Annotated in this window: 19 protein-coding genes and 1 tRNA gene; 11 read left to right on the forward strand and 9 right to left on the reverse strand. The window is 67.0% G+C overall.

Translation table 11 applies throughout. The features are described from left to right. Positions 1–110: 110 nt before the first annotated feature. Positions 111–371 (reverse strand): SMc00767 family acetate metabolism repressor, encoded by a 261-nt coding sequence (locus SI859A1_RS02225; protein WP_024349315.1) that lies wholly within the window; start codon positions 369–371, stop codon positions 111–113. Positions 372–552: 181 nt separating this feature from the next. After that, entirely contained in the window at positions 553–1,857 is a 1,305-nt protein-coding gene (gene aceA / locus SI859A1_RS02230) for an isocitrate lyase (RefSeq protein ID WP_040325055.1), read from the reverse strand. 388 nt (positions 1,858–2,245) lie between these two features. On the opposite strand from aceA, the gene SI859A1_RS21795 reads away from it, so the two are divergent. The 8 genes from SI859A1_RS21795 to SI859A1_RS02265 all read left to right on the forward strand — a co-directional run bounded on the left by SI859A1_RS21795 (position 2,246) and on the right by SI859A1_RS02265 (position 9,656). Next, positions 2,246–2,389: a hypothetical protein gene (locus tag SI859A1_RS21795; protein ID WP_154653355.1), complete on the forward strand. Its 144-nt coding sequence runs from the start codon at positions 2,246–2,248 to the stop codon at positions 2,387–2,389. A 100-nt stretch (positions 2,390–2,489) separates the two neighbouring features. Continuing rightward, entirely contained in the window at positions 2,490–3,908 is a 1,419-nt protein-coding gene (locus SI859A1_RS02235) for a helix-turn-helix domain-containing protein (RefSeq protein ID WP_009208246.1), read from the forward strand. 184 nt (positions 3,909–4,092) lie between these two features. Further along, positions 4,093–4,833 carry an aspartyl/asparaginyl beta-hydroxylase domain-containing protein gene (locus tag SI859A1_RS02240; RefSeq protein WP_040326181.1) on the forward strand — a complete coding sequence of 247 codons (741 nt, stop codon included), beginning with the start codon at positions 4,093–4,095 and terminating at the stop codon, positions 4,831–4,833. A 70-nt stretch (positions 4,834–4,903) separates the two neighbouring features. Further along, positions 4,904–5,380, forward strand: a complete 477-nt coding sequence (locus SI859A1_RS02245; RefSeq protein ID WP_050767410.1) for a GNAT family N-acetyltransferase — start codon at positions 4,904–4,906, stop codon at positions 5,378–5,380. A 131-nt stretch (positions 5,381–5,511) separates the two neighbouring features. Further along, positions 5,512–6,612 (forward strand): polyamine ABC transporter substrate-binding protein, encoded by a 1,101-nt coding sequence (locus SI859A1_RS02250; protein WP_009208249.1) that lies wholly within the window; start codon positions 5,512–5,514, stop codon positions 6,610–6,612. Positions 6,613–6,722: 110 nt separating this feature from the next. Beyond that, entirely contained in the window at positions 6,723–7,868 is a 1,146-nt protein-coding gene (locus SI859A1_RS02255; protein WP_040326182.1) for an ABC transporter ATP-binding protein, read from the forward strand. 2 nt (positions 7,869–7,870) lie between these two features. Next, positions 7,871–8,833, forward strand: coding sequence for an ABC transporter permease subunit (locus SI859A1_RS02260; protein WP_009208251.1), 963 nt, complete (start codon positions 7,871–7,873; stop codon positions 8,831–8,833). A 1-nt stretch (position 8,834) separates the two neighbouring features. Further along, the gene (locus SI859A1_RS02265) at positions 8,835–9,656 is read left to right on the forward strand and encodes an ABC transporter permease (protein ID WP_009208252.1); all 822 of its coding nucleotides are present in this window, start codon (positions 8,835–8,837) and stop codon (positions 9,654–9,656) included. Between the two features lie 33 nt (positions 9,657–9,689). Here the strand turns inward: SI859A1_RS02265 and SI859A1_RS02270 are convergent, their stop codons facing one another. Beyond that, positions 9,690–10,886 (reverse strand): hypothetical protein, encoded by a 1,197-nt coding sequence (locus SI859A1_RS02270; RefSeq protein WP_148233711.1) that lies wholly within the window; start codon positions 10,884–10,886, stop codon positions 9,690–9,692. Positions 10,887–10,973: 87 nt separating this feature from the next. Continuing rightward, positions 10,974–12,842: an AsmA family protein gene (locus tag SI859A1_RS02275; RefSeq protein ID WP_009208254.1), complete on the reverse strand. Its 1,869-nt coding sequence runs from the start codon at positions 12,840–12,842 to the stop codon at positions 10,974–10,976. Positions 12,843–13,031: 189 nt separating this feature from the next. Between SI859A1_RS02275 and SI859A1_RS02280 the strand changes: the two genes are divergently transcribed. Beyond that, complete coding sequence (locus SI859A1_RS02280) at positions 13,032–14,993, forward strand: acetoacetate--CoA ligase (protein WP_040325060.1); 1,962 nt, start codon at positions 13,032–13,034, stop codon at positions 14,991–14,993. 87 nt (positions 14,994–15,080) lie between these two features. Here the strand turns inward: SI859A1_RS02280 and SI859A1_RS02285 are convergent, their stop codons facing one another. The 4 genes from SI859A1_RS02285 to SI859A1_RS02300 form a co-directional block, all read right to left on the reverse strand. Next, complete coding sequence (locus SI859A1_RS02285) at positions 15,081–15,740, reverse strand: hypothetical protein (protein ID WP_009208256.1); 660 nt, start codon at positions 15,738–15,740, stop codon at positions 15,081–15,083. Between the two features lie 144 nt (positions 15,741–15,884). Beyond that, positions 15,885–17,576 carry an ABC transporter permease gene (locus SI859A1_RS02290; protein ID WP_009208257.1) on the reverse strand — a complete coding sequence of 564 codons (1,692 nt, stop codon included), beginning with the start codon at positions 17,574–17,576 and terminating at the stop codon, positions 15,885–15,887. A gap of 142 nt (positions 17,577–17,718) precedes the next feature. Continuing rightward, complete coding sequence (locus tag SI859A1_RS02295) at positions 17,719–18,762, reverse strand: Fe(3+) ABC transporter substrate-binding protein (protein WP_009208258.1); 1,044 nt, start codon at positions 18,760–18,762, stop codon at positions 17,719–17,721. 242 nt (positions 18,763–19,004) lie between these two features. Then, positions 19,005–22,964 (reverse strand): ATP-binding protein, encoded by a 3,960-nt coding sequence (locus SI859A1_RS02300; protein ID WP_161600102.1) that lies wholly within the window; start codon positions 22,962–22,964, stop codon positions 19,005–19,007. Between the two features lie 321 nt (positions 22,965–23,285). Here SI859A1_RS02300 and SI859A1_RS02305 point away from each other — a divergent pair, with 321 nt between their 5' ends. Next, the gene (locus tag SI859A1_RS02305) at positions 23,286–23,747 is read left to right on the forward strand and encodes a phasin (RefSeq protein WP_009208261.1); all 462 of its coding nucleotides are present in this window, start codon (positions 23,286–23,288) and stop codon (positions 23,745–23,747) included. A gap of 262 nt (positions 23,748–24,009) precedes the next feature. Next, positions 24,010–24,086 (forward strand) — tRNA-His (locus tag SI859A1_RS02310). 107 nt (positions 24,087–24,193) lie between these two features. On the opposite strand, the gene SI859A1_RS02315 is transcribed toward SI859A1_RS02310, so the two are convergent. Continuing rightward, positions 24,194–25,498, reverse strand: a complete 1,305-nt coding sequence (locus SI859A1_RS02315; protein WP_040325062.1) for an O-antigen ligase family protein — start codon at positions 25,496–25,498, stop codon at positions 24,194–24,196. Between the last annotated feature and the right edge of the window lie 5 nt (positions 25,499–25,503).

The following is a 25,503-nucleotide window of genomic DNA, read 5'->3' on the forward strand; positions in this document are numbered from 1 at the left end:
TGATCAGCCCCGCATCCCCGACGCAAAGCGCTCGCTCCCAGGCTCTGCAGGGAACGGGCGCCGCTTGGGTGATTTCGGAAGGCGCCGTTCTGCGGGCGCCCGCCGGTTGCTCAGCCCCCGGTCTTGACCACGACCGGGATCAGGAGGTCGCCCCAATTGCCGTTGCCGGAATGGTGGCGGGCGGAGCGCACGAGTTCGACGGAGACGCCGGCCTCGACCGCCTTCATCACGGACTGGTTCAGCCGGTGAAGGTCATTGGCCAGCATGCGGATCGCGGCCTGCTGGGCTTCGTCCATGGAAGAGGACTGCTCCTCGGCCCGCTCCTTGACGCGGGTGCGGGGGCGGCTTTCGTCGATAGCGACTGCACTCATCGTCTGTCTCCTTGGTTGGTCGTCTTGTCCGGTGTCGTGGGGTCCCGGAACGCCGCTCGGGGGAGCGTTCCGGGGGAGCGGGAGACTGGGGGCCGCGGAAGCGGGAAGAGAAACTCCCGCGCGTATCCCGCTCCGTTTGCGCAAGGGGCCGGAGGTTGGCCAACCGACTTGCGCGAGGGGGTTACTCGGCTGCCACGCTGAGGTGCTGGTCCTTCTTGAACTGCGCGCTCTCGGTGGATTCGCCCATGGCGGTCGTCGAAGACTGGCCGCCGGTGATGGCCATGGAGACGGCGTCGAAATAGCCGGTGCCAACCTCGCGCTGGTGCTTCGTCGCCGTATAGCCGTCGGCCTCGGAGGCGAACTCGGCTTCCTGCAGCTCCGAATAGGCGGCCATCTGCCGGTCCTTGTAGCCGCGGGCCAGTTCGAACATGCCGTGGTTCAACTGGTGGAATCCGGCCAGCGTGATGAACTGGAACTTGTAGCCCATGGCTCCCAGCTCGCGCTGGAACTTGGCGATGGTCGCGTCGTCGAGGTTCTTCTTCCAGTTGAAGGACGGCGAGCAATTATAGGCGAGGAGCTGGTTCGGATGCTCCTTCTTCACCGCCTCGGCAAATCGCCGGGCCTGTTCGAGGTCGGGCTTGGAGGTCTCGCACCAGATCAGGTCCGAATAGGGCGCGCAGGCGATCGCCCGGGCGATGCACGGCTCGAGGCCGTTCTTGACCCGGTAGAAGCCTTCCGGCGTGCGGCCGCCGTCATAGTCCACATAGGGCTGGTCGCGCTCGTCGATGTCCGAGGTGATCAGCTTGGCTGCCTCCGCGTCGGTGCGGCAGATCACCAGCGAGGGCACGCCCATCACGTCGGCCGCCAGCCGCGCTGCGGTCAGGTTGCGGATATGCGCCTGGGTGGGGATCAGCACCTTGCCGCCCAGATGACCGCACTTCTTCTCGGAGGCGAGCTGGTCCTCGAAATGGACGCCCGCTGCGCCGGCTTCGATGAAGGCCTTCATGATCTCGAAGGCGTTGAGCGGGCCGCCGAAGCCGGCCTCGGCGTCGGCGACGATCGGGGCGAACCAGGTGTCGACAGACTTGACGCCTTCGGCATGCTCGATCTGGTCGGCGCGCTGCAGGGTGCGGTTGATGCGGCGGCAGAGCTCGGGTGCGGCATTGGCCGGGTAGAGCGACTGGTCCGGATACATCGAGGAGGCGGTATTGGAATCGGCGGCGACCTGCCAGCCGGAGAGGTAGATCGCCTTCAGGCCGGCGCGGACCTGCTGCATGGCCTGGTTGCCGGTCATCGCGCCGAGCGAATTGACGAAGTCTTCCGAGTGGATCAGATCCCAGAGACGGTTGGCGCCGTTTTCGGCCAGCGTGTAGCGGATCTGGACCGAACCGCGCAGGCGCTGGACGTCTTCGGGCGTGTAGTTGCGCTCGACATTGTCGAAGCGGCCTTCGGGGGCAGACGGGACGAGATTGTAAAAATCGGTCATGGCGGTCGATCCTCTCCTGAATTCCGGCCGCCGGTGCGACTGTGACAAGCGACTGGCAGCGCCTGGGGAGAGACATGACACCGCCGGTCTGCGCCGAAAAGCGCCGGGCGGTTAGATCGCCGGCTTATTCGGGTCGTCTTGTCAGGACCTTCACAAGCCGCGCTTGTCACGATGTAAAAATTGTCATAGGCCGGAGAGGCACGTTGCGGCATCGCATGGCCGTCGGTGCGGGGCGCTTACGGCCGTTGCAGTGGCGTCACAGAGGTATGGATTTTCGTGAAAGACATGATCCACCAACACAATATCGCCTTGGATTCCACTAATCGAAACCTTTCCCGGTCATCCTGCCAATTGTCGGCGGACGACCGGTCGAGATTTGGAGCGGACGATGAGTGCGGTGCGTGTGGTTTTGCGTCTTCTGGGCCTGAGCAACGCTTTGGCGGCCTATCATCCCGAGCGTCACTACATGCGCGGACCGGGCCCCGCCTGCCTGCGTCGCATGCAGGGCGGCGGCACGCATCTGGGCGCCTGAACAGCCGTTTTGCACACGGTGGCCGGTGCACCCGGCCGCCCCCCTTCCACTCCCTGACCCCTGACGATCCGGCGCTCTCTTTCTTCCCGGGAGGCGCCTGATGGCCGAAAACAAGATCTTCGCCGGGCCGCGCATCCGCCGCATCCGCAACGGTCTCGGCCTGACCCAGACCGCGATGGCCGAAGAGCTCGGCATCTCGCCGTCCTATCTGAACCTCATCGAACGCAATCAGCGCCCGCTGACGGTGCAGCTCATCCTCAAGCTGTCGCAGACCTACGACGTCGACATTGGCGATCTGCGGGGCGAGCAGCAGGGCTCCGTCGCCGAGTTGCGCGGGGTCTTCTCGGACCCGCTGCTGGCCGGCGAGCTTCCCGGCGAGCAGGAGCTTCTGGAGATCGCCGAAGCCGCGCCGAACGCGGCGGCCGGCGTAATCAAGCTCTATCGCGCCTATCGCGAGCAGCATGGGCGGCTCTCCGACCTGTCCGATCTTCTGGCGCGGGAGGGGCGCGGCACCGGGCTGGCCGGCGCGCGGCTGCCGATCGACGAGGTCCGCGAGGTGTTCGAGACCCGGCCGAACTATTTCGCCGCCCTGGAAACCGCCGCCGAGACCCTGCACCAGACGCTGGCCGCCGGCGATGATCTGATGGCAGCGCTGAAGATCTGGCTGCGCAAGGAGCACGACATTTCCGTGCGGGTGCTGCCGGTGCAGACCATGCCGAACTGGCGCCGCCGCTTCGACCGGCACTCGCGCCGGCTGTTCCTGTCCGAGCGTCTCGCCCCGGCCGACCGGCTGCGCGAGGTGGCGCTGGAGTCCTGCCTCCTGGCCTTCGGCGAGGTGATCTCGGCGGAGGCCGCGACCTTCGCCTTTACGAGCGACGAGGCCCGCCGGCTGGCACGGTTCGAGCTGCTGCGCTACGCCGCCCATGCGCTGATGATGCCCTATGCCGCCTTCCAGGCCGCCGCGGAGCGCTCGGCCTACGACATCGACGTCCTGCGCGGCCGGTTCCAGGTGTCCTTCGAGCAGGCCGCCAACCGGCTCACCATGCTGCAGCGCCAGGGGGCGCCGGGCGTGCCGTTCTTCCTGCTCGAGGTCGACAATGCCGGCAACCGTTTCCGCCGGGCCGGCGCCCGCGGCTTTCCGGTGCAGCGCTTCGGCGGCGGCTGTCCCAAGCTGCCGATCCACGCGGCCTTCGCCCAGCCGGGGCAGATACTGGTCGAAAGCGCCGAAATGCCGGACGGCGCCGAGTTCCTGCTCGTCGCGCGGACGCTGGAAGGGCTGCAGGCGGGGTTTGCCGAGCGTCCGCGCCGGACGGCCATCCTGATCGGCTGCGACATTGGCTACAAGGACGAGACGGTCTATGGCCGGCATCTGGGAACGAAGCCCGCCGCGGTCGGCATCGGCCCGGCCTGCCGGCTGTGCGAGCGGCAGGCGTGCCTTGCCCGCGCCGAGCCGCCGCTGACCCGGCCGCTGGGCCTCGACGAAATGGTCACCGGCCTGTCGGCGTTTGATTTCCAGTGAACAGGGGCCAGATGCACCGCGACGGGCCCTTGCAGGTGTCAGCGTACCGTCACAATTAGCGGGCGAGCGCGGCAACCTGCGGCGAAGGCGGAAATCGCCCGGCGGTGGCCGGCGGAATGCGAACACAACGAAAGACAAGCCTGTGAGCCAGCAGAAGCAGAAGACCGAAGGTCTGGACGATACGATGACCCGCGACGGCTTCGTCGCACGCTCGGTGCAGCGGCTCGTCGACGGCGCCGAGAAGCTCAATCTGAAACATTCGGCCGTGGGCAATCCGCCGGTCTTCGAGACCGACGACTTTCCATGGGCGCGCGAGGTCGAGGCCGAGTGGAAGGCGATCCGCGCCGAGCTCGACAATGTCCTGGTGCGCAAGGGCGAGTTGCCGGCGTTTCACGAGATCTCGTCGGAAGTGCGCTCGATCTCGTCGGACCAGAATTGGAAGACCTTCTTCCTGTGCGGCTACGGCATCAAGTCGGAGGAGGCGATCCGCCAGTGTCCCGAGACCTGGCGCATCCTGCAGAAGATCCCCGGTCTGAAATCGGCGATGTTCTCGATCTTCGAGCCGGGCAAGCACCTGCCGCCGCATCGCGGTCCGTATAACGGCGTCCTGCGCTTCCATCTCGGCCTGCTGGTCCCCGACGAGCCGGACAAGATCGGCATCCGGGTCTCCGACCGCACCTGCCACTGGGAAGAGGGCAAGGCGCTGATTTTCGACGACGCCTATGAGCACGAGGCCTGGAACCACTCGGACAAGGTGCGGGTGGTGCTGTTCGTCGATTTCGAGAAGCCGTTGAAGCAGCCGGCCAAGACGACCAACAAGGCGGTCCTCAACATGGCGGTCTTCACGCCCTTCATCCGCGAGGGCTACAAGGCCCACAAGGCGTGGGAAAAGCTGTTCTACGGCGAGGGCACGAAGCACCGCTGAGCGGCGGCCAGCTGCGGGACGGGACGGCATGCGATTGACGGCGCGGAACGACACGGCCCGGTGGCGCCCCATGGCACGCTCCGATCTGCGCGCCGCGATCGCGCTCGCCGACCGGATCCACCCCGGATTGCCGGAGGAGGAGGCGGTCTTCACCGATCGCCTGCATCTCTGTCCGGCAGGCTGCCTCGTTCTCGCCGACCCGGCCGGCATCGTCTGCGGCTATACGCTCGCCCATCCCTGGACGGAGGGCCTGCCGCCCAAGCTGAACACGCTGCTCGGCACGCTGCCGACACCCGCCGACCGCTTCTTCATCCACGACGTGGTGGTGGCCCCCGAAATGCGCGGGCAGGGGCTCGCCGCGCCGGGTGTCGAACTGCTGCTCGAACAGGCCGCGTCCTATCCGTCGGCGGGGCTGGTCTCGGTCTACGGCACGGGGCCCTTCTGGGCCCGCTTCGGCTTCGTCGATGCGTCGGACACGCTGTCGGCCGGGGCCCTTGCGGACTATGGCAGCGACGCACGCTTCATGATCCGCCCAACGAAGACCTGAAGCCGCCCGGGAACACGCCGGAAGGGCGCGCAAGGGCTAGGAATTGCCGCGCCGATGTTCTTAACTTGGCGCCGACACCCGGCGGGGACGACGCCCGCTTCCGATACACATCCTATGGAGGTCCTGACCGAATGACACGACTGATCGCGATGCTGGGGGCTGCTGCCGCGACCCTCGCCATAGGCGCCGGAACGGCGACCGCTCAGGAAGAGAAGGTCGTCAATGTCTACAACTGGTCGGACTATATCGACGATTCCATCCTGGCGGACTTCACCAAGGAGACCGGGATCAAGGTCGTCTACGACGTCTATGATTCCAACGACATCCTCGACACCAAGCTGTTCGCTGGCGGCAGCGGCTACGACGTCGTCGTGCCGTCCTCCGAATATCTGGTCCGCCAGATCGAGGCCGGCCTGATCCAGAAGCTCGACAAGTCGAAGCTGAGCAATCTCGACAAGATGTGGGACGTAATCAGCGACCGCGTCGGCGAATATGGCGACGCCAACGACTATTCCGTCAACTACATGTGGGGCACCACCGGGATCGGCTACAACAAGAAGATGGTCGAGGAGCGGATCGACAATCCGCCGACCGATTCCTGGGACCTGATCTTCGATCCGCAATATGCCGAGAAGCTGGCCGATTGCGGGATCATGATGCTCGACGCACCGACCGAAGTGATGCCGGCGGCGCTGAACCATCTCGGCCTCGATCCGAACTCGACCGATCCGGCCGAGATCGAGCAGGCCAAGGAGATGCTGCTGAAGGTGCGCCCCTTCGTGCGCAAGTTCCACTCGTCGGAGTACATCAACGCGCTGGCCAATGGCGACATCTGCGTCGGCTACGGCTATTCGGGCGACATCTTCCAGGCCCGCGACCGCGCCGCCGAAGCCGGGCAGGGCGTCGAGATCGCCTATTCGATCCCCAAGGAAGGCGCCCGCATGTGGTTCGACCAGCTGGCGATCCCGGCCGACGCGCCGCACCCGGACAACGCCCACGCCTTCATCGACTATCTGATGCGCCCCGAGGTCATCGCCAAGGCGACCAATTACGTCGTCTACGCCAATGGCAACAAGGCTAGCCAGGAATTCGTCGATGACGCGATCATCAACGATCCGGCGGTGTATCCGAGCGACGAGGTTCTCGCCAATCTGTACACCAAGGAAGCCTACGACGCCCGCACGCAGCGGCTCATCAACCGCGCCTTCACGACGGTCCAGACCGGTCAGTAAGGCGCTTCGCCCGACATGAGCGCACCCGCTTCCGGCCCTTGGCCGGGAGTGGGTCGTCGCCATGATCACCGGGCGGTGCAACGGGTCGATTCACGGACGAGGTGGCGACGGTGCAGAAATCCCTCGGCAACATCCGTCGCAGCTTCGCGCCCTGGGCCGACGCGACGCAGTCGCCGGTTATCGAGTTCGATCGCGTCACCAAGCGCTTCGGCGAGTTCAAGGCCGTCGACGACCTGTCGCTCGGCATCTACCGGCGCGAGTTCCACGCGCTCTTGGGGCCGTCCGGCTGCGGCAAGTCCACCCTTCTGCGCATGCTCGGCGGCTTCGAGGAGCCGAGCCAGGGCGACGTGCGCCTCGACGGCCAGAGCCTGATCGGCATTGCGCCGCATCGCCGGCCCGTCAACATGATGTTCCAGAGCTACGCGCTGTTTCCCCATATGGACGTCGCCGGCAACATTGCTTTCGGCCTGAAGCAGGACGGCATGGCCAAGTCGGAGCGCGACGACCGCGTTGCCGAGATGCTGAAACTGGTCAAGCTCGACGGCTTCGCCGCGCGCAAGCCGCAGCAATTGTCCGGTGGCCAGCAGCAACGCGTGGCGCTCGCCCGCTCGCTGGCCAAGCGGCCGAAGGTGCTGCTCCTCGACGAGCCGCTGGGCGCCCTCGACAAGAAGCTGCGCGAGGAGACCCAGTTCGAGCTGATGGACCTGCAGCAGGAGATGGGACTGACCTTCCTGATCGTGACCCACGACCAGGAGGAGGCCATGACCATGGCCGACCGAATCTCCGTCATGGACCAGGGGCGCATCGTCCAGGTCGCCACCCCCGAGATCATCTACGAGGCACCGGCCACCCGCTATGTGGCGGACTTCATCGGCTCGGTGAACATTCTCGCCGGCACGATCGAGAGCAGTACCGGCGGCACGACCCGGATCGCCACCACCAGCGGCGTGACCATCGAGGCGGAGACCGCCGGCGATCTCGCCACCGGGAGCGAGGCGTTCTTCGCCATCCGCCCCGAGAAGATGCGGCTGTCGCGGCAGAAGCCTGCGGACGTCTCGATCAACGCGCTCCACGGCGAAATCTGGGACATTGCCTATCTGGGCGACATGACCCTGTTCAACGTCAAGCTGGAAAGCGGCGACATCGTGCGCGCCGCGACGCTCAATTCGGTCCGCGGGGCGTCCGAGCAGATCGGCTATGACGAGGCGGTCTGGCTGACCTTCACGCCGGATTCCGGCATCGTTCTGGCCGGCTAGCCATGGCGGTGGAACCCCTGATCCCGGCCGGCGCGCCACCGGAACCCGCACGGGACAAACTGCGCGGCCGCGGCGCGCGGCTCTATCGCAGCTTCGTCGTCGGCGTCCCCTTTGTCTGGCTGCTGGTGTTCTTCCTGGCGCCGTTCCTGATCGTCTTCAAGATCTCGCTGTCGCAGATCGCGCTGGCACAGCCGCCCTATGTGCCGTCCTTCTCGCTGGAGAACCTGTCGACCTTCTGGGACAATCTCCAGCAGTTCACCGTCGACAATTACGTCTGGCTGACGTCGGACCCGCTCTACATCAATTCCTATCTGTCGAGCCTGCAGATCGCCGGGATCGCCACGGCGATCACACTGCTGATCGGTTATCCGCTGGCCTACGGCATCGCGCGGGCGCCGGGCGGCCTGCGGCCGGTGCTGATCCTTTTGACCATCCTGCCGTTCTGGACGAGCTTCCTGATCCGCGTCTATGCCTGGATCGGCATCCTGAAGACCGACGGGCTCCTGAACCAGTTCCTGATGTGGCTCGGCGTGATCTCCGATCCGCTGGTCATCATGAACACCAATGTCGCCGTCTATATCGGCATCGTCTATTCCTACCTGCCCTTCATGGTGCTGCCGATCTACGCATCGCTGGAGCGAATGGACTACCGCCTGATCGAGGCGGCCAACGATCTCGGCTGCCCGCCGATGAAGGCGTTCTGGACGATCACCTTTCCGCTGTCGCGGCCGGGCGTGCTGGCCGGGATCATGCTGGTCTTCATCCCGGCGGTGGGCGAGTTCGTGATTCCCGATCTCCTCGGCGGCTCGCGCACGCTGATGATCGGGCGGACCCTGTGGAACGAGTTCTTCTCCAATCGCGACTGGCCGGTCTCCTCGGCGGTGGCGATTCTTCTGCTGATCGTGCTGGTGCTGCCGATCGTCTGGTTCCAGCGGGCGCAGGCCAAGACAACGGGGAACGGCTGACGTGACGCGGAACTGGTCGCCCTTCAACATTGTCTCGGTCGTGTTCGGTTTCGCCTTCCTGTACCTGCCGATCCTTCTCCTGGTGATCTACTCCTTCAACGCCTCGCGGCTGGTTACCGTCTGGGCCGGTTTCTCGACCGTCTGGTACCGCGAATTGTGGAACGACCAGGCGCTGCTCGACGCGGCCTGGGTGACGCTCCGCGTGGCGCTGCTGTCGGCCAGCATCGCGACGATCCTCGGCACGCTGGCGGCGACGACGCTGGTGCGCTTCTTCGACTTCCGCGGCCGGCTGCTCTTTGCCGGCATGGTCTATGCGCCGCTGGTCATGCCGGAGGTGATCACCGGCCTGTCGCTGCTGCTTCTGTTCGTGGCGATGGATTTCGACCGCGGCTTCTGGACCGTCACGATTGCCCACATCACCTTCTCGATGTGCTTCGTCGCGGTGGTCGTGCAGTCGCGGCTGATCAGCTTCGACCGCAGCCTCGAGGAAGCCGCGCAGGATCTCGGCTGTCCGCCATGGAAGACCTTCTTCCTGATCACCATGCCGGTGATCTGGCCGGCGGTCGCCGCCGGCTGGATGCTCGCCTTCACCCTGTCGCTGGACGACCTGGTCATCGCCAGCTTCACCTCGGGGCCGGGCGCAACGACCCTGCCGATGAAGATCTACAGTCAGGTCCGGCTGGGCGTGACGCCGAAGATCAACGCCGTCTGCACCCTTCTGATCGCCGTGGTCTCGGTCGGCGTCATCATCGCGGCGATCCTCAACAAGCGCCGCGAGGTTCAAAAGGCCCGCGATGCCCATCTGGCGGCGACCGCTGGCTGATCTGCCGGCAGTCCGGGCGACGAATCAACAGGCTCAGCGGTTCGCCGATGCCGCGTCGGCATTGGCGGCGGCCATGTTGGCGCCGGTGCAGTCGCAGGCTTCGCCATGCGCCGTGGTGATCGCGTCCATGGTGGCGGCGATGGCGGCGAGCATCGGATCGTAGCCGCCGCGCGGGCGGTGGGCGAGATGGTCGAGCGCCTCGATATCGGCGAAGGCTTCGGTCAGGGCGCTGCGCACCAGCGCGTCTCCGATCTCGGCCGAGCGACCGACGACCAGCGGCTGCAGCATTTCCAGGCGGGCGAGAACCGGACGTTTCATCCGCTCGCCACCGATCGCGCCGGTGGTTGCCGCATCGGCCTTCGGCCGGGCGCCGGCGACGGGTTCGGCGGCTGTCCCGGCGACGGCGGAAGGGCCGGCCAGGAAGCCGTTGGTCCGGGCAGTGTCGATCAGCATATCGAGGACGGCCAGCCGGTCGGCGTCGGTCTCGAGGGCCGGACGCGCGGTCTCGGCCATCGCCAGCGGCGGCAGCGCCGGATCGAAATGCGGGCCGAAGGCGACGGTCTGCACGGACCGTTCGAGGCCCTTGGACTGTCGCAGGTCGAAGACCAACGGGTGGCCGCGCAGCGGCGGCGCGAAGCGGGGCGTCGGCACCGGGCCCATGGCGATCAACGCGGTCCGAATGCTGTCCTGCGTGGCCGCGGTCTGGACAGCGCGGTGTCCGGCGGCCTTTGCCGGGCTGGTCGCGATGCGGTCCATGTAGCTCTTCAAGGTGTCGAGATACGCGGCGACGCCGCCGCACAGATATGGCGAGGCGTCCTGGCTCACATATTCGCCGAGATCGGTGACGATGCGATCGGCGATCCAGCGGTCGTTGGCGCTGCCGACCCAGCTGGCGCGGCCGCGGTTGCGAGCAATGCCGGCGGCCTCCGCCAGCGCCTTCGCCTCGGCCGAGCCACGCTTGGCGGAGGCGCGGAAGATCGGACCGTCGGGGAGCGAACCGTCGCCCTTGAAGGCGATGGCGCGGGCCGGCTTGATCGCCGCGAAAGCGCCGGTCCGGATGGTCTGCAGGGCCGAGTGATAGCGCGTCGCACAGTCCGGCGGGTCGTTGGCGGGGGCATCCGCAGCCGGGGCTGCATGAGCCGCCGTCGACAGCATCAGGGCGGCGGCGAAGGGCAGAAGCGGCCGCCAGCAGCGGGTGGCGGAAACGAGGATGAGCGGTGCGCGAAGCATGTCGGAGCGTCCGTTGCTGCCGAGCGCGGACCCGCGGATCGCCGCCACCGGTGCCTCATACGCCTTGTCGGCGGACCGGGGAGGGCTCTACCGCGTCGTGACGCTCGGGTTGGGCCATTGCCCCTGCAGGATGAACGCAACCGGTTTCGATGTGGTGAATTCGCGCTCGGCCGAGGCGGTCTGCTGCGCATCCGCATTGTAGGTGCCGCGCAGACTGATCTCCTCGTCATGGAGGGCGACGCTGCCGACGGCGGTCAGAAGGCCGGCGCCGTTGGCGATCGCGAGATCGTCGATCCGCAGTCGCGGCCCTGCGGCCGACAGACCCAGTTCCAGCGTATCGAAGGGCACCGTCGAGCCCGCTGTGCCGGCAAGCAGCGGCCGCGCTTCGGGGGTCGCGAAGACCTGTGGATCGAGGCCCCTTACGGCGCCGCCCCGGGCGCTGATCTGGCCCTCCAGGCGGACATGGCGGATGATCGTTTCCCAGTCGCTGACCGGCGTCTTCATATTGACGGAGAGATCCGACCGGCCGCCGACACCGAGCGTGGTGACGTCGAGGGCGCCGAGAAACGCGTCGGTGTCGATCCCGCTGAGGGTCAGGCTGCCTGTCGCCGTCGGGCGTTCGGAGGTGGAGTGGAAGGTCAGATTGGCCTGGCCACGGCCGCCGAAGATTTGCGCGTCGCCGATGTCGAGCTTGGCGACCCCGTCGTCGAGGGCGACGACCGCCGCGATCTCGGACATTGGCACATGCGCGAAATTCGCCTGCGCCGCCGACAGCCGCACGTCCAGGTCGATCTCGTCGGCAAAGGCGAGGTCGATGGGGCGATTGAAGTCGAGGACGTTGCGCGGCAGGGGCGCGATGGATCTAGTGAAGGGATCGAAATCCAGGGTCTGGAAGGCCAGCGTGCCCCGCACCCGCGGCTTGTCGCCGCCGAACTCGGCTTCCATCACGCCCTGGCCGCGGCTGCCGGCAATGGTGATGCGGGTGTCCTGCAGATTGGCGCGACTGCCGGCCAGAAGCAGCGTGCCGTCGAGGGCGACCGGGCCGATGTCGGGCGTGTCGGGTCGCGACTCGCCGAGCCATTCGATGCTCCGGCTGAGCGACGGCGCATCGATGCGCAGCGCGCCGGAGATCGTCGCATTGCGATCGAGGGTCGCTTCGCCGTCGAAGCTGGCGGTGAGGGGCGGCGACGACAGGGCGATCCGCACCTCGCTCGGGTCCCCGGACAGCAGTGCCCTCGGGGCTGCGAGACGAAGATCGAGCTCGCTTGGCTGGCCGTTCCAGATGAAGGAGCCGGACACGTAGATCGCCGCCGTGGAGGAGGCCTGCGCCACGATCAGATTGGCGTTGCTGATGCCCGCGCGGCTGTCGCCGGCCCGCGGCCGGTACACGCCGGAACGGATTTCCAGCGTTTCCAGATCGTGGAACCGCTCGAGCAGCGTGCGCACCAGCCGTCGCGGGCCGTCGAGCGGGCTCCCCTGATGCGGCGCGGCCATGCCGTTGGCGGCCGGAACCAGCACCGGCTCGGCGGTCCTGGACGATGGTTCAGTCTCGGGAAGTGGGCGCCATTCCGGCCGCACCAGGACGACGCGCGCGATCGAGGCGGTGCCGATCAGGGCATCGACCGCATCGAGATCGGCAACGACGGTGTCGATGGTAAAGGCGTTGGCCGTGCCGATCCGCACATGGCGTGCCACGAGCCGGGTGCGCGGCAGGAGGGAAAAGGTCACGTCGCCCTCCACCGTGACGGTCTCGCCGGTCATGGTCTGGAGCCGTGCGACCAGATCGTCGCGCGCCGCTTCGGTGTCGATCGCCAGCTGCGGGAGGGTCAGAAACGCCGTCAGAAGCAGCGTGACGAGGATGACGCCGGCAGCGGCCAGTCGCTTCGTTCCCCGCCGTCTCCCGCCGGGAGCGTCAGCCCGTTTCGCGAGCCGGTCCAGGGAGAAATTGCGCGCCACCGATTTCCTTTCCGATTTTCGAGCCGTTCTAGTCCAAGGCGCTGCGCGAAACCAGAGGGAGCGCGCCCTTACGGAACGTTCGGATGTGGATACGGGCGGTGGACGTGCGAGCGCCGGCGGCGATTTCGCCAGCGTTGCCAATGGCAAGTCGGTGTGGCACCAGCAAGGCACGATCACTGGGAGGCGGGAATGGCTGGACGGCTGCTTTGGAAACCGGACACGGCGCGGGTGGCGCAGCATCCGCTAACGCGCTTCGCACAGGAAGCCGGCGCGCGGACAGGCGGGGACTTTGCCGACTACGCGGCGCTGCACCGCTGGTCGGTCGATGACCGGGCGACCTTCTGGGACGTTCTGTGGGATGTCACCGGCGTCGTCGGCGACAAGGACGGACCGAGCCTCGTCGCCGGTGACACAATGCGCGACGACCGATTCTTCCCCGAGGCGCGGCTGAACTTTGCCGAGAACCTCCTGGCGCACGCCAAGGACCGGCCCGACGCCGATGCCTTGGTCTTTCGCGGCGAGGACAAGGTGCGCCGGCGGCTCAGCTGGCGCGAACTCGAGGCGCTGGTTTCACGCCTTGCCCAGGCGTTTCGCGCCGAGGGCATCGTGGCCGGCGACCGGATCGCGGCGATGATGCCGAACATGCCCGAGACCATCGCAGCCATGCTCGCGGCGACCTCCATCGGCGCCGTCTGGTCGTCCTGCTCACCCGATTTCGGCGAACGCGGCGTGCTCGACCGCTTCGGCCAGATCGAACCCAAGCTGCTGATCGCCTGCGACGGCTATTACTACGCCGGCAAGACCATCGAGATCGCCGACAAGCTGACGGCCATCGCCGACAAGCTGGGTGCTGCGAAAACCATCATCGTGCCGTATCTCGGCAAGGCCGATGACGTCGCCGCAACGACGCCGGGCGGGGTTTCGCTGGACGCCTTCATCGCGTCCTACGCGCCAAGGGAGATCGCCTATGAGCGGCTGCCCTTCTCGCATCCGCTGTACATCCTGTTTTCCTCCGGTACCACCGGCGTGCCCAAATGCATCGTCCATTGCGCGGGCGGGCTGCTGGTCCAGCATCTGAAGGAGCACCAACTGCATTGCGGCGTGCGGCCGGGGGCCCGGTTCTTCTACTTCACCACCTGCGGCTGGATGATGTGGAACTGGCTGGTCACGGCGCTCGCCTCGGGCGCGACGCTGCTGCTCTACGACGGCTCGCCCTTCCATCCGAAGCCCGAGGTAATCTTCGACTACATGGCCGAGGAGAAGGCCACCTTCTTCGGCACCAGCGCCAAGTTCATCGACGCCTCGCGCAAGCTCGGCCTGAAGCCGGCGGAGACTCATGATCTTTCGGCGGTCGAGGTGCTGTCCTCGACCGGCTCGCCGCTTTCGCCGGAAGGCTTCGAATATGTCTATTCCGACATCAGCCCCGATCTGCACCTCGCCTCGGTCTCCGGCGGCACCGACATCGCCGCCTGCTTCGTGATGGGCGTGCCCTGGCTGCCGGTCTATGTCGGCGAGATCCAGGGGCCGGCGCTGGCGATGGCCACCGACGTGTGGAACGACGACGGCCAGCCGGTGCGCGGCGAAAAGGGCGACCTCGTCTGCACGAAGGCCTTCCCTTCGATGCCGATCGGCTTCTGGAACGATCCGGACGGTTCGCGCTATCACGACGCCTATTTCGCGCGCTTTCCCGGCATCTGGTGCCATGGCGACTTTGCCGAATGGACCGAGCATGGCGGCATGATCATCCATGGCCGCTCGGACGCCACGCTCAATCCCCAGGGCGTGCGGATCGGCACGGCCGAGATCTACAATGTCGTCGAGCAGATGGACGAGGTGATCGAGGCGATCTGCATCGGCCAGCCCTGGGACAACGACGTGCGGGTCGTGCTGTTCGTGCGCCTGGCGGAGGGGCTGACCTTGGACGAGGATCTCATCAAGCGGATCAAGAGCGTCGTGCGGGAGGGGGCGTCGCCCCGCCACGTGCCGGCCAAGGTGCTGCAGGTGCAGGACATCCCGCGCACGAAATCCGGCAAGATCGTCGAACTTGCCGTGCGCGAAGTGGTCGAGGGCCGGCCGGTGAAGAACAAGGAGGCGCTCGCCAACCCGGAAGCGCTGGAGGAATTTGCTGGACGGGAAGAGCTGACGACCTGAGGCGCGTCGGCGTCCTGATTCTGCGTGTGCCATGAAAAAGGGCGCCGGCAGCGATGCCGGCGCCCTCGTCACGTTCAGGAGCTCAGATTACTGCGCCTTGGCAGCCTTGGCTTCCTCGATCGCGGCCATGCAGGCTTCCTCGTCGCCCTTGGCCAGCGCCATCTCGGCCCGCTCCAGCGGCGTGCCGCTCGGGGAGGCGTCGGCGGTCATGGAGGACCCGCCCGCAGCCTGCTCGGTACCGGTCGCGGCGGCGTTGGCCGCGGTTTCGGCACCGCCCTGCTGCGACGCGCTGTCCTGACCGGACATGGCGGTGTCGCCGCTGGTCTCGCTCTCCATCGGCATGGTCGAGCCGTCCTTGGCGATCGCGCCAGCTGACGCGCCGCCGGAAGCCCCGGACTGACCGGATGCGGCAGAACTCGTGGATTCAGCGCTCGCGGCGCCGCCTGTCCCGGCGCCGGTTGTGGCCGAAGCGTCCGCGTTGCTCTGCAGCGGCGCCATGCTGCCGTCCTTGGTCACTTTGCCATCGCCGGTGTCGAGGCCGGCGCCGGTTTCGAAGTTGGTGGTCTTGCCGTCGGCCGTGCCGGAGGCACCGGTCGAGCCGGCCATATCACCTGCGGAGCCGGAGATGGAAGCTGTCGTGCCGGACCCGCCGAGCATGGCGATTTCCTCGCGACAGTCGGCCGAGGCCGCGCTGATCGGCAGGGCGAGAAGGGCGGCGCTTCCGAGCAGAAGAGACATGCGTTTCATGACTTGTTTCCTCCTATTGTTGGCAACTGGCGGAGAGAACGTGAGCGCTGGGGCGCAGGTTCCGTTAGGAATGATCGTTTTTTCTCATGCCGTTACGGAATTCCGTCAGGGAGCCAAAACAAATTGGGGGCGTTGCGCGGCAGGCTATCCGCGCTCGGTCTCGCGCACGATCGAGCGGTTGAGGATCACCACTGGCAGGATGCCCACAAGCACGATGAGGAGGGCCGCGATGGCGCCGTCCTCGAAGGCGGCGCGCGAGGTCTGGGCATAGACGAAGGTCGCCAGGGTCTCGAAGTCGAAGGGCCGCAGGAGGATCGTCGCCGACAGCTCCTTGCTGGCATCCACGAAGACCAGCAGGAAGGCGGTCAGCAGCGCCGGCTGCATCAGCGGCAGCAGCACCTGTCGTAAAGCGCCGCCGGGGCCGCGGCCCAGGGTGCGGGCCGCCATGTCGAGATGCGGCGACAGCTTGGAGAAGCCGCTTTCCAGCGCGCCGTGGCCCATCGCCATGAAGCGTACGAAGCAGGCATAGACGATGGCAAAGCCCGATCCGGACAGAAGCAGGCCGGTGGAGATGCCGAACCATTCGCGCATGCGGGCATCGACGGCATTGTCGAAGGCGGCGAGCGGGATGAGGATGCCGATGGCGAGCACCGTGCCGGGCACCGCATAGCCGAGCGCGGCGACCCGCACGAGGCTGGCAAGGCGGTTCGAGCCGGTCAGGCGGATGCCGTAGGCCATGGCGAAGCCGGCGGCCACGGTGACGAAGCCGGTGGCGGCGGCGATGGTCACCGTATGGCGCAGGGCCTGCCAGAGCTGCGGATCTGCGAGCTGGTCCAGCCGGTTGATCGCGAAATCGCCGAGGACGAGCAGCGGCACGCCGAAGCCGGCGGCAATCGGCACGAAGCAGGCGAGCACCGCCAGCGCCGCCTTCCAGCCGGCCAGATGCTCGCGGCCGGTCTGCGGCCGGTCGGCCCGCTGGATGCTGAAGCGCTGCTGGCGCCGGGCGAAGCGTTCGACCAGCACGAGGGCGACGATGACCAGCAGCATGAACAGGGCGATCTGGGTCGCGCCGGCGAGATCGCCGCGGTTCAGCCAGGTCGAATAGACCGCGAAGGTGAGGGTGCGCACACCCAGAAACTCCACCGCGCCGATGTCGTTGACGGCTTCCATCAGCGCCAGTGCGACGCCGATGGCGATCGCCGGCCGCGCCATGGGCAACAGCACCTTGCCGAAGACCGCGGCGGGCGAGGCGCCCAGTGTGCGGGCCACGTCGCCGGCCTTGCGGCCCTGCATGACGAAGACCATGCGCACCGTCAGGAAGACATAGGGGTAGAGGACCGAGGAGAGGATGACGATGGCGCCCGGCAGCGAGCGAACCTCGGGAAACCAGTAGTCGCGCGAGGAGTGGAAGCCGAAGACCGAGCGGATCGCGGTCTGGACCGGGCCGGCGAAATGCAGGAATTCCACGAAGCAATAGGCGGCGATGTAGGTCGGCACCGCCAGCGGCAGCACCAGCGCCCAGGAGAAGATCCGCCGGCCGGGAAACTGGAAGGTCGCCACCAACCAGGCCGTGACAACGCCGACCGAACCGGCGAGCATTGCGATGCCCGTCATCAGGAGCAGCGTCACGCGGCTGGCTTCCGGCAGGATGGTTTCGGCCAGATGCCGCCAGTTGGCCGAGGTGCCCGACAGGGCGATGACCAGAAGCGCGATCAGCGGCAGGATCACCGTCAGGGCGACCACCGACGCGCCCACCAGATAGCCACGGTCGCGGCCCCGCCGAAGGCGGAGCCGGGCCCTTATGCCGGGTCTCAGGAGCGGGGCGGTGGCGGACATGGCGGGCTTGACGCGATGAGGCCCGGTCTCGCGAATGCACCTGGGTGAAGGCGCGTCGCGGCCGGGCCGTGTGGAGACAACGGAGCGGCGCCCGCAGCGGATAACCCGCCCGGGCGCCGTCCTGTTAGCATGTCAGATGGGCTCAGCTCTGCGGCCCGTTGTCGTAGCCGACCTCGTCGACCATCTCGGAGGCCTTGGTGCGGAACTTGGCGATCTCGTCGAGCGGCAGCGTGTCGGGCTTCAGGTCGCCGAAGGACTTGACCAGTTCGGATGCCTCGATGCCCGGCTCCAGCGGATATTCATAGTTCAGCTCGGCGTAGATCTTTTGCGCCTCGTCGCCGGACAGGAATTCCATCAGTTTGACGGCATTGTCCCGGTTCGGCGCGTTCTTGGCCAGCGCGACGCCGGAGATGTTGACGTGGGTCAGGCCGTTCTCGAAGGTCGGCATGATCACCTTGATGGCGTCCGCCCACTCCTTCTGCTCCGGCTCCTTCTCGTTGGTCGCCATCTTGCCGACATAGTAGGTGTTGCCCAGCGCGACGTCGCATTCGCCGGCGAAGATCGCCTTGGCCTGGTCGCGGTCGCCGCCTTCGGGCCGGCGGGCGAGATTGTCGCGCAGACCCGTCACCCACTCGCGCGCCGCCTCTTCGCCGTTATGGGCGATATAGGCCGCGATCAGGGCGATGTTGTACTGGTGCTGGCCCGAACGGGTGCACAGCCGGCCCTTCCACTTGGGATCGGCCAGTTCCTCGTAGGTCAGCGCATCGGCATCGACGCGCTCCTTGGAGGCGTAGACGACGCGGCCGCGGGCGGTGAGGCCGAACCATTCCTTCTCGCTGTCGCGATAGGCTTCCGGAATGTTCTTCTCGAGGGTCTCGTCCTCGACCGGCTGGACGACGCCGGCCTGCTTGGCGGCGTCGAGGCGGCCGATATCGACGGTCATGATCAGGTCGGCCGGCGAATTGGCGCCCTCGGCCGCGATCCGCTCTTCCAGGCCCTTGTCGATGAAGATCGTCGCGGTGGTGAGACCGCTCTCCTCGGTGAAGGCGTCGAGCAGCGGCTGGATCAGCTCCGGCTGGCGCGAGGTGTAGATGTTGACGTCGGCGGCGCTGGCGACAGCCGGCGCGAAGGCCGCAACCAGAACGGCCGTCGACAGGGCGAGGCGGCGGGAGATGCTGGGCATCATGAAAATCTCTTCCCATGCTGCGCGATGCCGAAAACCGGCGAACGCGACGTTGACAGGCAGGCGATCCGGAGACCGTTGAATGGCGAGGCCGCTAAATCTTGCGGCAGCCACTCACCTATGCCGGATGGCGCTGCCCAGCGCAACACCCTGCCGATCGATAGGCCAGTAAAATCAATGTATTAGAAGAATTCTAAACTGGGCCGCCGGCGACGGCCCGGTTCCGGCTGCCGGTCGCGGAGGCGTCAGTCGGTCAGAACCCGCTGGGGCGGAAACGAAATTTCCACCAGCGTGCCTTCGCCGGGCGTCGAGGACATGGCGAAGCCGGCGCGGTTGGCTTCGGCCAGCGCCTTGGTGAGCGGCAGGCCGAGACCGGTCCCCTCGCCGCGTCGCCGGTTGCCCGGATTGACCTGCTGGAACGGCATCATCGCAATCTCGATCTCGTCCTCGCTCATGCCGATGCCGCTGTCGCGGAAGCGCACCACCACGTCGCCCTCGGGAGAATAGCTGGTCGAGACGATGATCTGCCCGCCGGCCGGGGTGAAGCGCACCGCGTTGGAGACCAGATTGAGGGCGATCTGCCGCATCGAGCGGCGGTCGGCGACGACCGGCGGCACCGAGGAGGGAAGGTTGGAGCGCACGATGACCTGCTCGCGATTGGCCTGCGGCTGCATCAGCGCGACGACCTCGCCGATCACCTCGTTCAGCGACACCGCCTCGAAGGCGAGTTCCAGCTTGCCGGCCTCGATCTTGGAGATGTCGAGGAGGTCGTTGACGAGGTCGAGCACGTGATGGCCCGACCGCTTGATGTCGTCGAGATATTCCAGATAGCGCTCGTTGCCGATCGGGCCGAAGCACTCGGTGGCGATGACGTCGGCAAAGCCGATGATGGCGTTGAGCGGCGTGCGCAGTTCGTGGCTGACATTGGCCAGGAACTGGCTCTTCTGCAGGCTGGCGGCCTCGGCCTCGCTGCGCGCCTTGATCAGCTCCTGCTCGACGCGCTTGGCTCTCGAGATGTCGCGGATGACGGCACACCAGCCGCGCTCTTCCGGCAGCCGGCCGAAACTGACCGACAGGGGCACGAAGCCGCCCTCGGCGACGCGGCCGATGACTTCGCGTCCGTCGTCGCGCGGCGCCGTGGCGCTGGCGGTGCGCAGCGTCTCGATGTGTTCGAGCGTCGGCTTCTGGCTTTCGTGGGCAAGCAGCGTGACGAACGGCCGGCCGGCCGCATCGTCCGCACCGATCCCGAACAGGGCGTGCGCCGCCCGGTTCATGGAGCGGATCATGCCCTCCCGATCGATCAGGACAACCCCGTCGGTGGCCGCCGACAGGACCGCCTGAAGCTCTTCCACCTCGGCAACCAGGTCGGCATCCGTCTCTGCCGCGTCGCCCTGCGGCGGGACCTCAGGCTCGGAACGCAGCGCCGCGGCGCTGAGGCTCGGCGAGGCGAAGAAGGACATGACCAGGCAGGAGCGGCCGGCGATGGTGGAGCGCTGCATGTGGCTGCGCGCGGCCAGCGTCTCGCCGGTGACGCGGCGGATCGCGACCTCGCCCGAACCCGCCGCCCGGTCGTCGCCGTCGAACAGGCGGGCGAGACCGCCGGCCTCGGCCAGGGCGGGGATGTCGTCATAGCCGGTCAGGTCGAAGAATTCGCGATTGCCGTAGACCAGGGTCTCGCGAATCTGGACGAGGACCGGCAGCGGCAGGCAGCCATAGACGGTGGCGAGATCGGCGAGGAGCTGAGCGTGATCGGGCAGTTCGGGCTCGTCCGTGTCGTCCTCGTCTGCGTCGACAGGGTCGGCCGGCTCGTCCGCGCCGTCGGTGACGGCGGGCTCCGCGGCCGCCTTATCGGCGGGCTGCACCGTGGCTTCGACGGGGGCGGCCAAAGCTGGCTCGTTGTCGCCGGCCTGCGCGGTGACGTCCGGCAGGGACGGTTGTTCGGCCGGTGCGATGCCGCGCGGCACTTCGGGTAGCGATGCCGAGACGTCAGTATCGTCCGACACGCGCGCTTCGGTGACGATATCGTCGGGCTGATCGCCGGAATCAGCGTTCAACGCCGCCTCGTCGGCCTCGTCGCCTGCACAGATTGCGCCGGGGCCATCAATCAATTCGAGATCGTCATTCGCGTCCGGGGCAACTTCGATGGGCTCGGCGTCGCGGGCCTCGTCCTCGAACTCGCCGATGCGGCGGCTGGCGGTGCGGATCGCGCCTTCCAGCCCGCCGATGCGATCGTCGTCGCCGAGGGTTTCGCCAATGGCGCGGAACGCCGCTTCCTCGGACTGGCTGAGATGGCTGTCCTTGGAGCGGCGGCGCTCCTCGAGGCGAATGATCTTCTCGGCGCGGTCGCTGGTTTCCGGCGTCGGTCGGGCGTCGGGATCGCGGCGGCCGAAGGGCGCCGGCGGCTCCTCGGCCGAGATGCGCTTCAGAAGGGCCCGGGCCCCGCCCTCCAGCGTCAGGTCCTGCCGCTCCTGCGCGACCTCTTCGACGCGCTCCTCCTGGGCCACGGCAACGGGTGCCTCGACCGCGTCGGCAAGGCGCACGATCCCGAAGCCGCGGAAACCATCGAAGCTGCGGTCGCGGGCGTAGACGGGCAGGGCGGCCAGCTCGACCGGAACGCGCCGGGTCGAATTCTCCACCGGCCATTCCAGCGTGCGTCCCGACCAGGTGTCGCGCTTGGCCAGCAGCCGGCGAATGTCGCCATCCGCATCGAGCCCGTATTCTTCTGCGACCTCCTCGAAACGGCGGTCGATCACGTCGGCAAACCGCGGTCCGACGGCGGCGGCGAATTCCGGCGAAAGCGAGCGGAAGCGGCCTTCGCTGTCGATGCGCCAGACGAAGCGCACGGGCGCCACGTCGAAACGCGGCTCGAAGGGGGCGCCAGAGCCGTCCGCCGCGCTCCCGGTGTCAGGGTAGGAGCGGAAATCCGAGGCCAGCACCGGCCGGGTCCCGCGGGCGGCGGGCGGACTGTCGGCCTGGGCGGGAGCTGAAATGGTGTCGACTGTGTCAGCCTTGTCGTCTTCGACGTCGGGAATGGCCGGCACCGCCGCGTCGGGCGTATCCTGGGTCGCAGCCTCGGAATGGGGCTCGGTCGCCATCACGTCGGGCTCCACGGCGTCCGACGTCTCGGCTGCAGGCGCCCGGGTCTCCGGCGTTTCCTCTGTCTCGGTCAGCGTCCCGCTTTCGCTCTCGGCGGTCGCCGGTGACGGCGCGGGGCCCCAGATGGAACGCATGCGGCGGGGCTCGGACGGGGCTGCGTCCGCCGGGCGGTCGATAGACCCGCTGTGGCCGGAGCGCGCGCCGTAGGGCTGCTGCGGGCCGGGGCCGGGCGTCTCGGCGGGCGTCGCCATACGATCATCGCCGGATGGCATGGATTCGCTTTCTCCGGGAGACCCGGACTGTTCGGCCTGTTCGGCGGCTTGCGTGCGCTGCGCGTCGGCTGCGCCGGTGTTGCGGAAGTACCAGCGCTGCAGGATCGCGCTCATGCCGATCTTGCGGTCGTGCTCGGGAGGCTGGAGTTCGCGCTCCGGTGCGGTGGCCTCCGGCGCGTCGGCGACCGGCTGGGCCATCTCGGCGGCGTCGGTGGACGAAGCGTCGGAATCCGAAGCCTCGGACGGGCTCTGCGTCCAGGCCAGAACATGGTCGCCGGCGAGGCGTGCGACGACGGTGGCGCTCCCGTCGTTTGCGGTGATGGTGCGGTGGTCGTCCGCCGATGCGAGGAATTCGGCGATCTGCGACGCGTCGACGGCGACGTCCGCTGCATTGTCTCCAACCGCGGCGACGTCACCCTCGGCCGAGAGAACGGCGGCGTTGGACATGCCGCTTTCGGCCAGAAGGTCGCGGGCGGTCTGCGCTGCTTTCCGAGGCGTCGCGGACGGATCGGCGATCGTCACGAGGACGGCCTCTCCGAAGGTCTCGCCCGTGATCGTGAGGAGTTCGGCGTTCAGCGGCCGGCCCAGCCCGGACCGCGCCGGCGAGGTGACCCGCGCTTTCGCCGAGCCGGTGCGGGCGAGCATGCGGCCGGAGGCGCGGATCTGGCGGATGATGGCGGAATTCGGCGTGGCGTCGGAGGATTGCGGCCCGGCCGCGGACAGGCCCAGCAGCTCGGCCGCGGCGGTGCTCACCCACAGGAGACGGGTCAGGTCGGACGTGAAGACAGCAAGCGGCATGCCCGCGTCACTGGCCTCGCGCAGCGTCCGATGGGCCATGATCGCCATTGCGATTGGCACCGTTGATGTCGCCATAAGCAACGCTTCCAAACATTCTTCACGCTCATATGTTGAGTCGTGAGGGACGGTTCCAGAGCCGATCTTAAGAATGGATTCATAATAGCCGGCTTCCGACGAATCCAGATTCTTCCGGCTTGCGGGGCGAGGAGTTGCGATTGAGGGTTAACGAGTGGGCAGTTGCGGAATATCCGGACGCTGAATGTTGCACTGCACAAAAATAGTGATTAAGTAAAAGGCAGTCGCAGGCGTTTTGGGACGCAGCGGCCAAATGATAGTTACCCAGATAGAGGAGACACCCAGATGGCCGACGCCAAGAATTCCCAGGATCCTTTCGCCATGCCGAACCCGCAGATGATGGGCATGGATCCCTCGCAGATGAACGAGACCTTCCGCGCCATGACGCAGAAGTCGATGGAGCAGTCCAAGGAAGCCTACAGCCGCATGAAGTCGGCGGCCGACGAGGCGACCAAGGCACTGGAATCGACCATGGAGAACGCCCATCAGGGTTCGCTCCAGCTGTCGAAGAAGGCCATCGACGCGATGCGCTCGAACGCCGAGGCCGGTTTCCAGCATCTCGACAAGATGATGTCCGCCAAGTCCTTCGCCGAAGTGATCGAGATGCAGACGGCCTATGTCCGCAAGCAGATCGAGATGGCGACGGATCAGTCCAAGGACATGCAGGCGCTGACCCAGTCGGTCGCCAAGGACATGATGAAGCCGGGCCGCGATGCCTTCGAGAAGGCCTCGAAGAACGCCCGCTGATTCTTCGCGATGGGCCGGCGGGGCGTCAGCCTTCCGCCGGCTGAGCGATGAGGCCGGGCATCGTCCCGGCGACAGGCGCCCGACGTCTTCAAAGGCACCGGGCGTTCTCTGATGCCTCCCCGCGGCCACATGCGGGTTCAGGAAAGCCGGTCTGTCCCATGCGAAAGCCGATGACGGACTTTTCCGGCCTTCGCTCCGATCCGGGCTTGCACCGCGGGGCGAAAGATTTTATCTCGTCACTGCGCGGGCGAAATCCCGTTGTGCGGTTGTAGCTCAGTTGGTTAGAGCGTCGGATTGTGGCTCCGGAGGTCGGTGGTTCGAGACCACCCAACCGTACCATCCCTTTTCCACATTGATATCGGTTCGGTGACGCAGCGAATGGCTGCGTCTCGGCGCGCCGGGTTTGCCGGCGCTGCGGCCCATGGCGGCGGCGGGCGCGTGTGCGCCTATCCGGCCCGGGCTGCACGCCCGGCGGAGTCGGCCTCCCGCGATGCCTGCTGCAGGCGGTAGAAGCAGCAGAAGCCGAAGCCGGCCGCGACCAGCATGAAGGATTCGCCGATCGCCAGCCGGTTGTTGGAATTGGTCAGCATGGTCAGGGCGAAGAAGGCGGTCGCCGTGACGTAGAGGACCAGCGCCGATGACGGGATCAGGCCACGGGCGCGGCAGACGAAGGCCTGGCGGAGGCTCCAGACCATGAGAGCGGCATAGAAGCCGAGCCCGACGAGCCCGTAGCGCACGGCCACCTCCAGGTAGCCATTGTGCATCAGCTTGTAGCCGACGCCCGCGTAGCTGGTCGTCTCCCAGAGCGCCTCCCAGGCGATCCCTGTTCCCACAACGATGTTCGTGCGCCAGATCTCCCAGCCATTCATCCAGATCATCAGCCGCTCGTGGAGACTGAACGGGACATTGCCCGAGGCGATCAGCGCATCCACCGCGGCAAGCGGATCGCCACTGCCGGTCGCCCCCGCGACAAACGCGATGGCGGTGGCGATGTTCGGCGCGATCAGGGCGGAGATCTCCGGATAGAAAAGCACCGACGGGATCGCCGCGGCGACCATGACCGCAGCCAGGAGCAGCCAGTGCCGCAATTGCGTGCGCTCGGTGAAAACCATGGCAAAGAGGACCGGCAGGGCACCCAGCAGCGCCAGCCAGACGCCCTTGGAGAACGCGCCGGCAATGCCGAGGAAGCACAGCCCGGCGACGATGACGCAAAGGGCGATGCCGCCGAGCCGCAGGCCCTTGTGGCGCGGTCCCGGCCGCGCGAGATAGAGGCCGAAGCTGATGGCTGCCAGCGCGATCAGGCCGGCGCCGACCGATGCATGGATGGGATTGCCGTGGAAGAGCAGCGGCGCGCGATCGCCCGACAGCATCGTTTGCGGCTCGAGGCTCGCCAGAAGGGCGATCAGGCTGATCACCAGGAACCCCCAGGCTGTCGCCGGCATTCGCCGCCAGTTCAAAAAGAAGGCGTAGCCCAGCGTCGGGTAGACCAGCGGGAAGAGATAGATCCCCTCGGCCGAACCTCCGGCCATGTCGGGAGCCAGCACGAAGACGGCGGCGTTGCGCAGGAGGATGTAGACCACCCAGGCGATGCACAGCCAGCCCATGATCCCGATTGACGGCCGCTCGTCGGTTCTGACGAAGGTGACAAGGGCCTGGAGCAGGAGAAACGGCGCGCAATAGCGATAGAGGTCGCTCTCCACCCAGACGGCCGAAACCAGGCCGAGCATCAGGAGAACCGTGAGCGTCGGCATCGCCG

Source organism: Aurantimonas manganoxydans SI85-9A1, assembly GCF_000153465.1.
In the GTDB taxonomy this organism is placed as follows: domain Bacteria; phylum Pseudomonadota; class Alphaproteobacteria; order Rhizobiales; family Rhizobiaceae; genus Aurantimonas; species Aurantimonas manganoxydans.

Excerpts from the sequence above, each read along its gene's own strand:
- SI859A1_RS21795 (WP_154653355.1), top strand. The coding sequence starts at position 2,246 with ATGAGTGCGGTGCGTGTGGTTTTGCGTCTTCTGGGCCTGAGCAACGCT.
- SI859A1_RS02240 (WP_040326181.1), top strand. The coding sequence starts at position 4,093 with ATGACCCGCGACGGCTTCGTCGCACGCTCGGTGCAGCGGCTCGTCGAC.
- SI859A1_RS02250 (WP_009208249.1), top strand. The coding sequence starts at position 5,512 with ATGACACGACTGATCGCGATGCTGGGGGCTGCTGCCGCGACCCTCGCC.
- SI859A1_RS02315 (WP_040325062.1), bottom strand. The coding sequence starts at position 25,498 with ATGCCGACGCTCACGGTTCTCCTGATGCTCGGCCTGGTTTCGGCCGTC.
- SI859A1_RS02305 (WP_009208261.1), top strand. The coding sequence starts at position 23,286 with ATGGCCGACGCCAAGAATTCCCAGGATCCTTTCGCCATGCCGAACCCG.
- SI859A1_RS02290 (WP_009208257.1), bottom strand. The coding sequence starts at position 17,576 with ATGTCCGCCACCGCCCCGCTCCTGAGACCCGGCATAAGGGCCCGGCTC.
- SI859A1_RS02285 (WP_009208256.1), bottom strand. The coding sequence starts at position 15,740 with ATGAAACGCATGTCTCTTCTGCTCGGAAGCGCCGCCCTTCTCGCCCTG.
- SI859A1_RS02260 (WP_009208251.1), top strand. The coding sequence starts at position 7,871 with ATGGCGGTGGAACCCCTGATCCCGGCCGGCGCGCCACCGGAACCCGCA.
- SI859A1_RS02300 (WP_161600102.1), bottom strand. The coding sequence starts at position 22,964 with ATGGCCCATCGGACGCTGCGCGAGGCCAGTGACGCGGGCATGCCGCTT.
- SI859A1_RS02280 (WP_040325060.1), top strand. The coding sequence starts at position 13,032 with ATGGCTGGACGGCTGCTTTGGAAACCGGACACGGCGCGGGTGGCGCAG.
- SI859A1_RS02295 (WP_009208258.1), bottom strand. The coding sequence starts at position 18,762 with ATGATGCCCAGCATCTCCCGCCGCCTCGCCCTGTCGACGGCCGTTCTG.
- SI859A1_RS02235 (WP_009208246.1), top strand. The coding sequence starts at position 2,490 with ATGGCCGAAAACAAGATCTTCGCCGGGCCGCGCATCCGCCGCATCCGC.
- SI859A1_RS02225 (WP_024349315.1), bottom strand. The coding sequence starts at position 371 with ATGAGTGCAGTCGCTATCGACGAAAGCCGCCCCCGCACCCGCGTCAAG.
- SI859A1_RS02245 (WP_050767410.1), top strand. The coding sequence starts at position 4,904 with ATGGCACGCTCCGATCTGCGCGCCGCGATCGCGCTCGCCGACCGGATC.
- SI859A1_RS02270 (WP_148233711.1), bottom strand. The coding sequence starts at position 10,886 with ATGCTTCGCGCACCGCTCATCCTCGTTTCCGCCACCCGCTGCTGGCGG.
- aceA (WP_040325055.1), bottom strand. The coding sequence starts at position 1,857 with ATGACCGATTTTTACAATCTCGTCCCGTCTGCCCCCGAAGGCCGCTTC.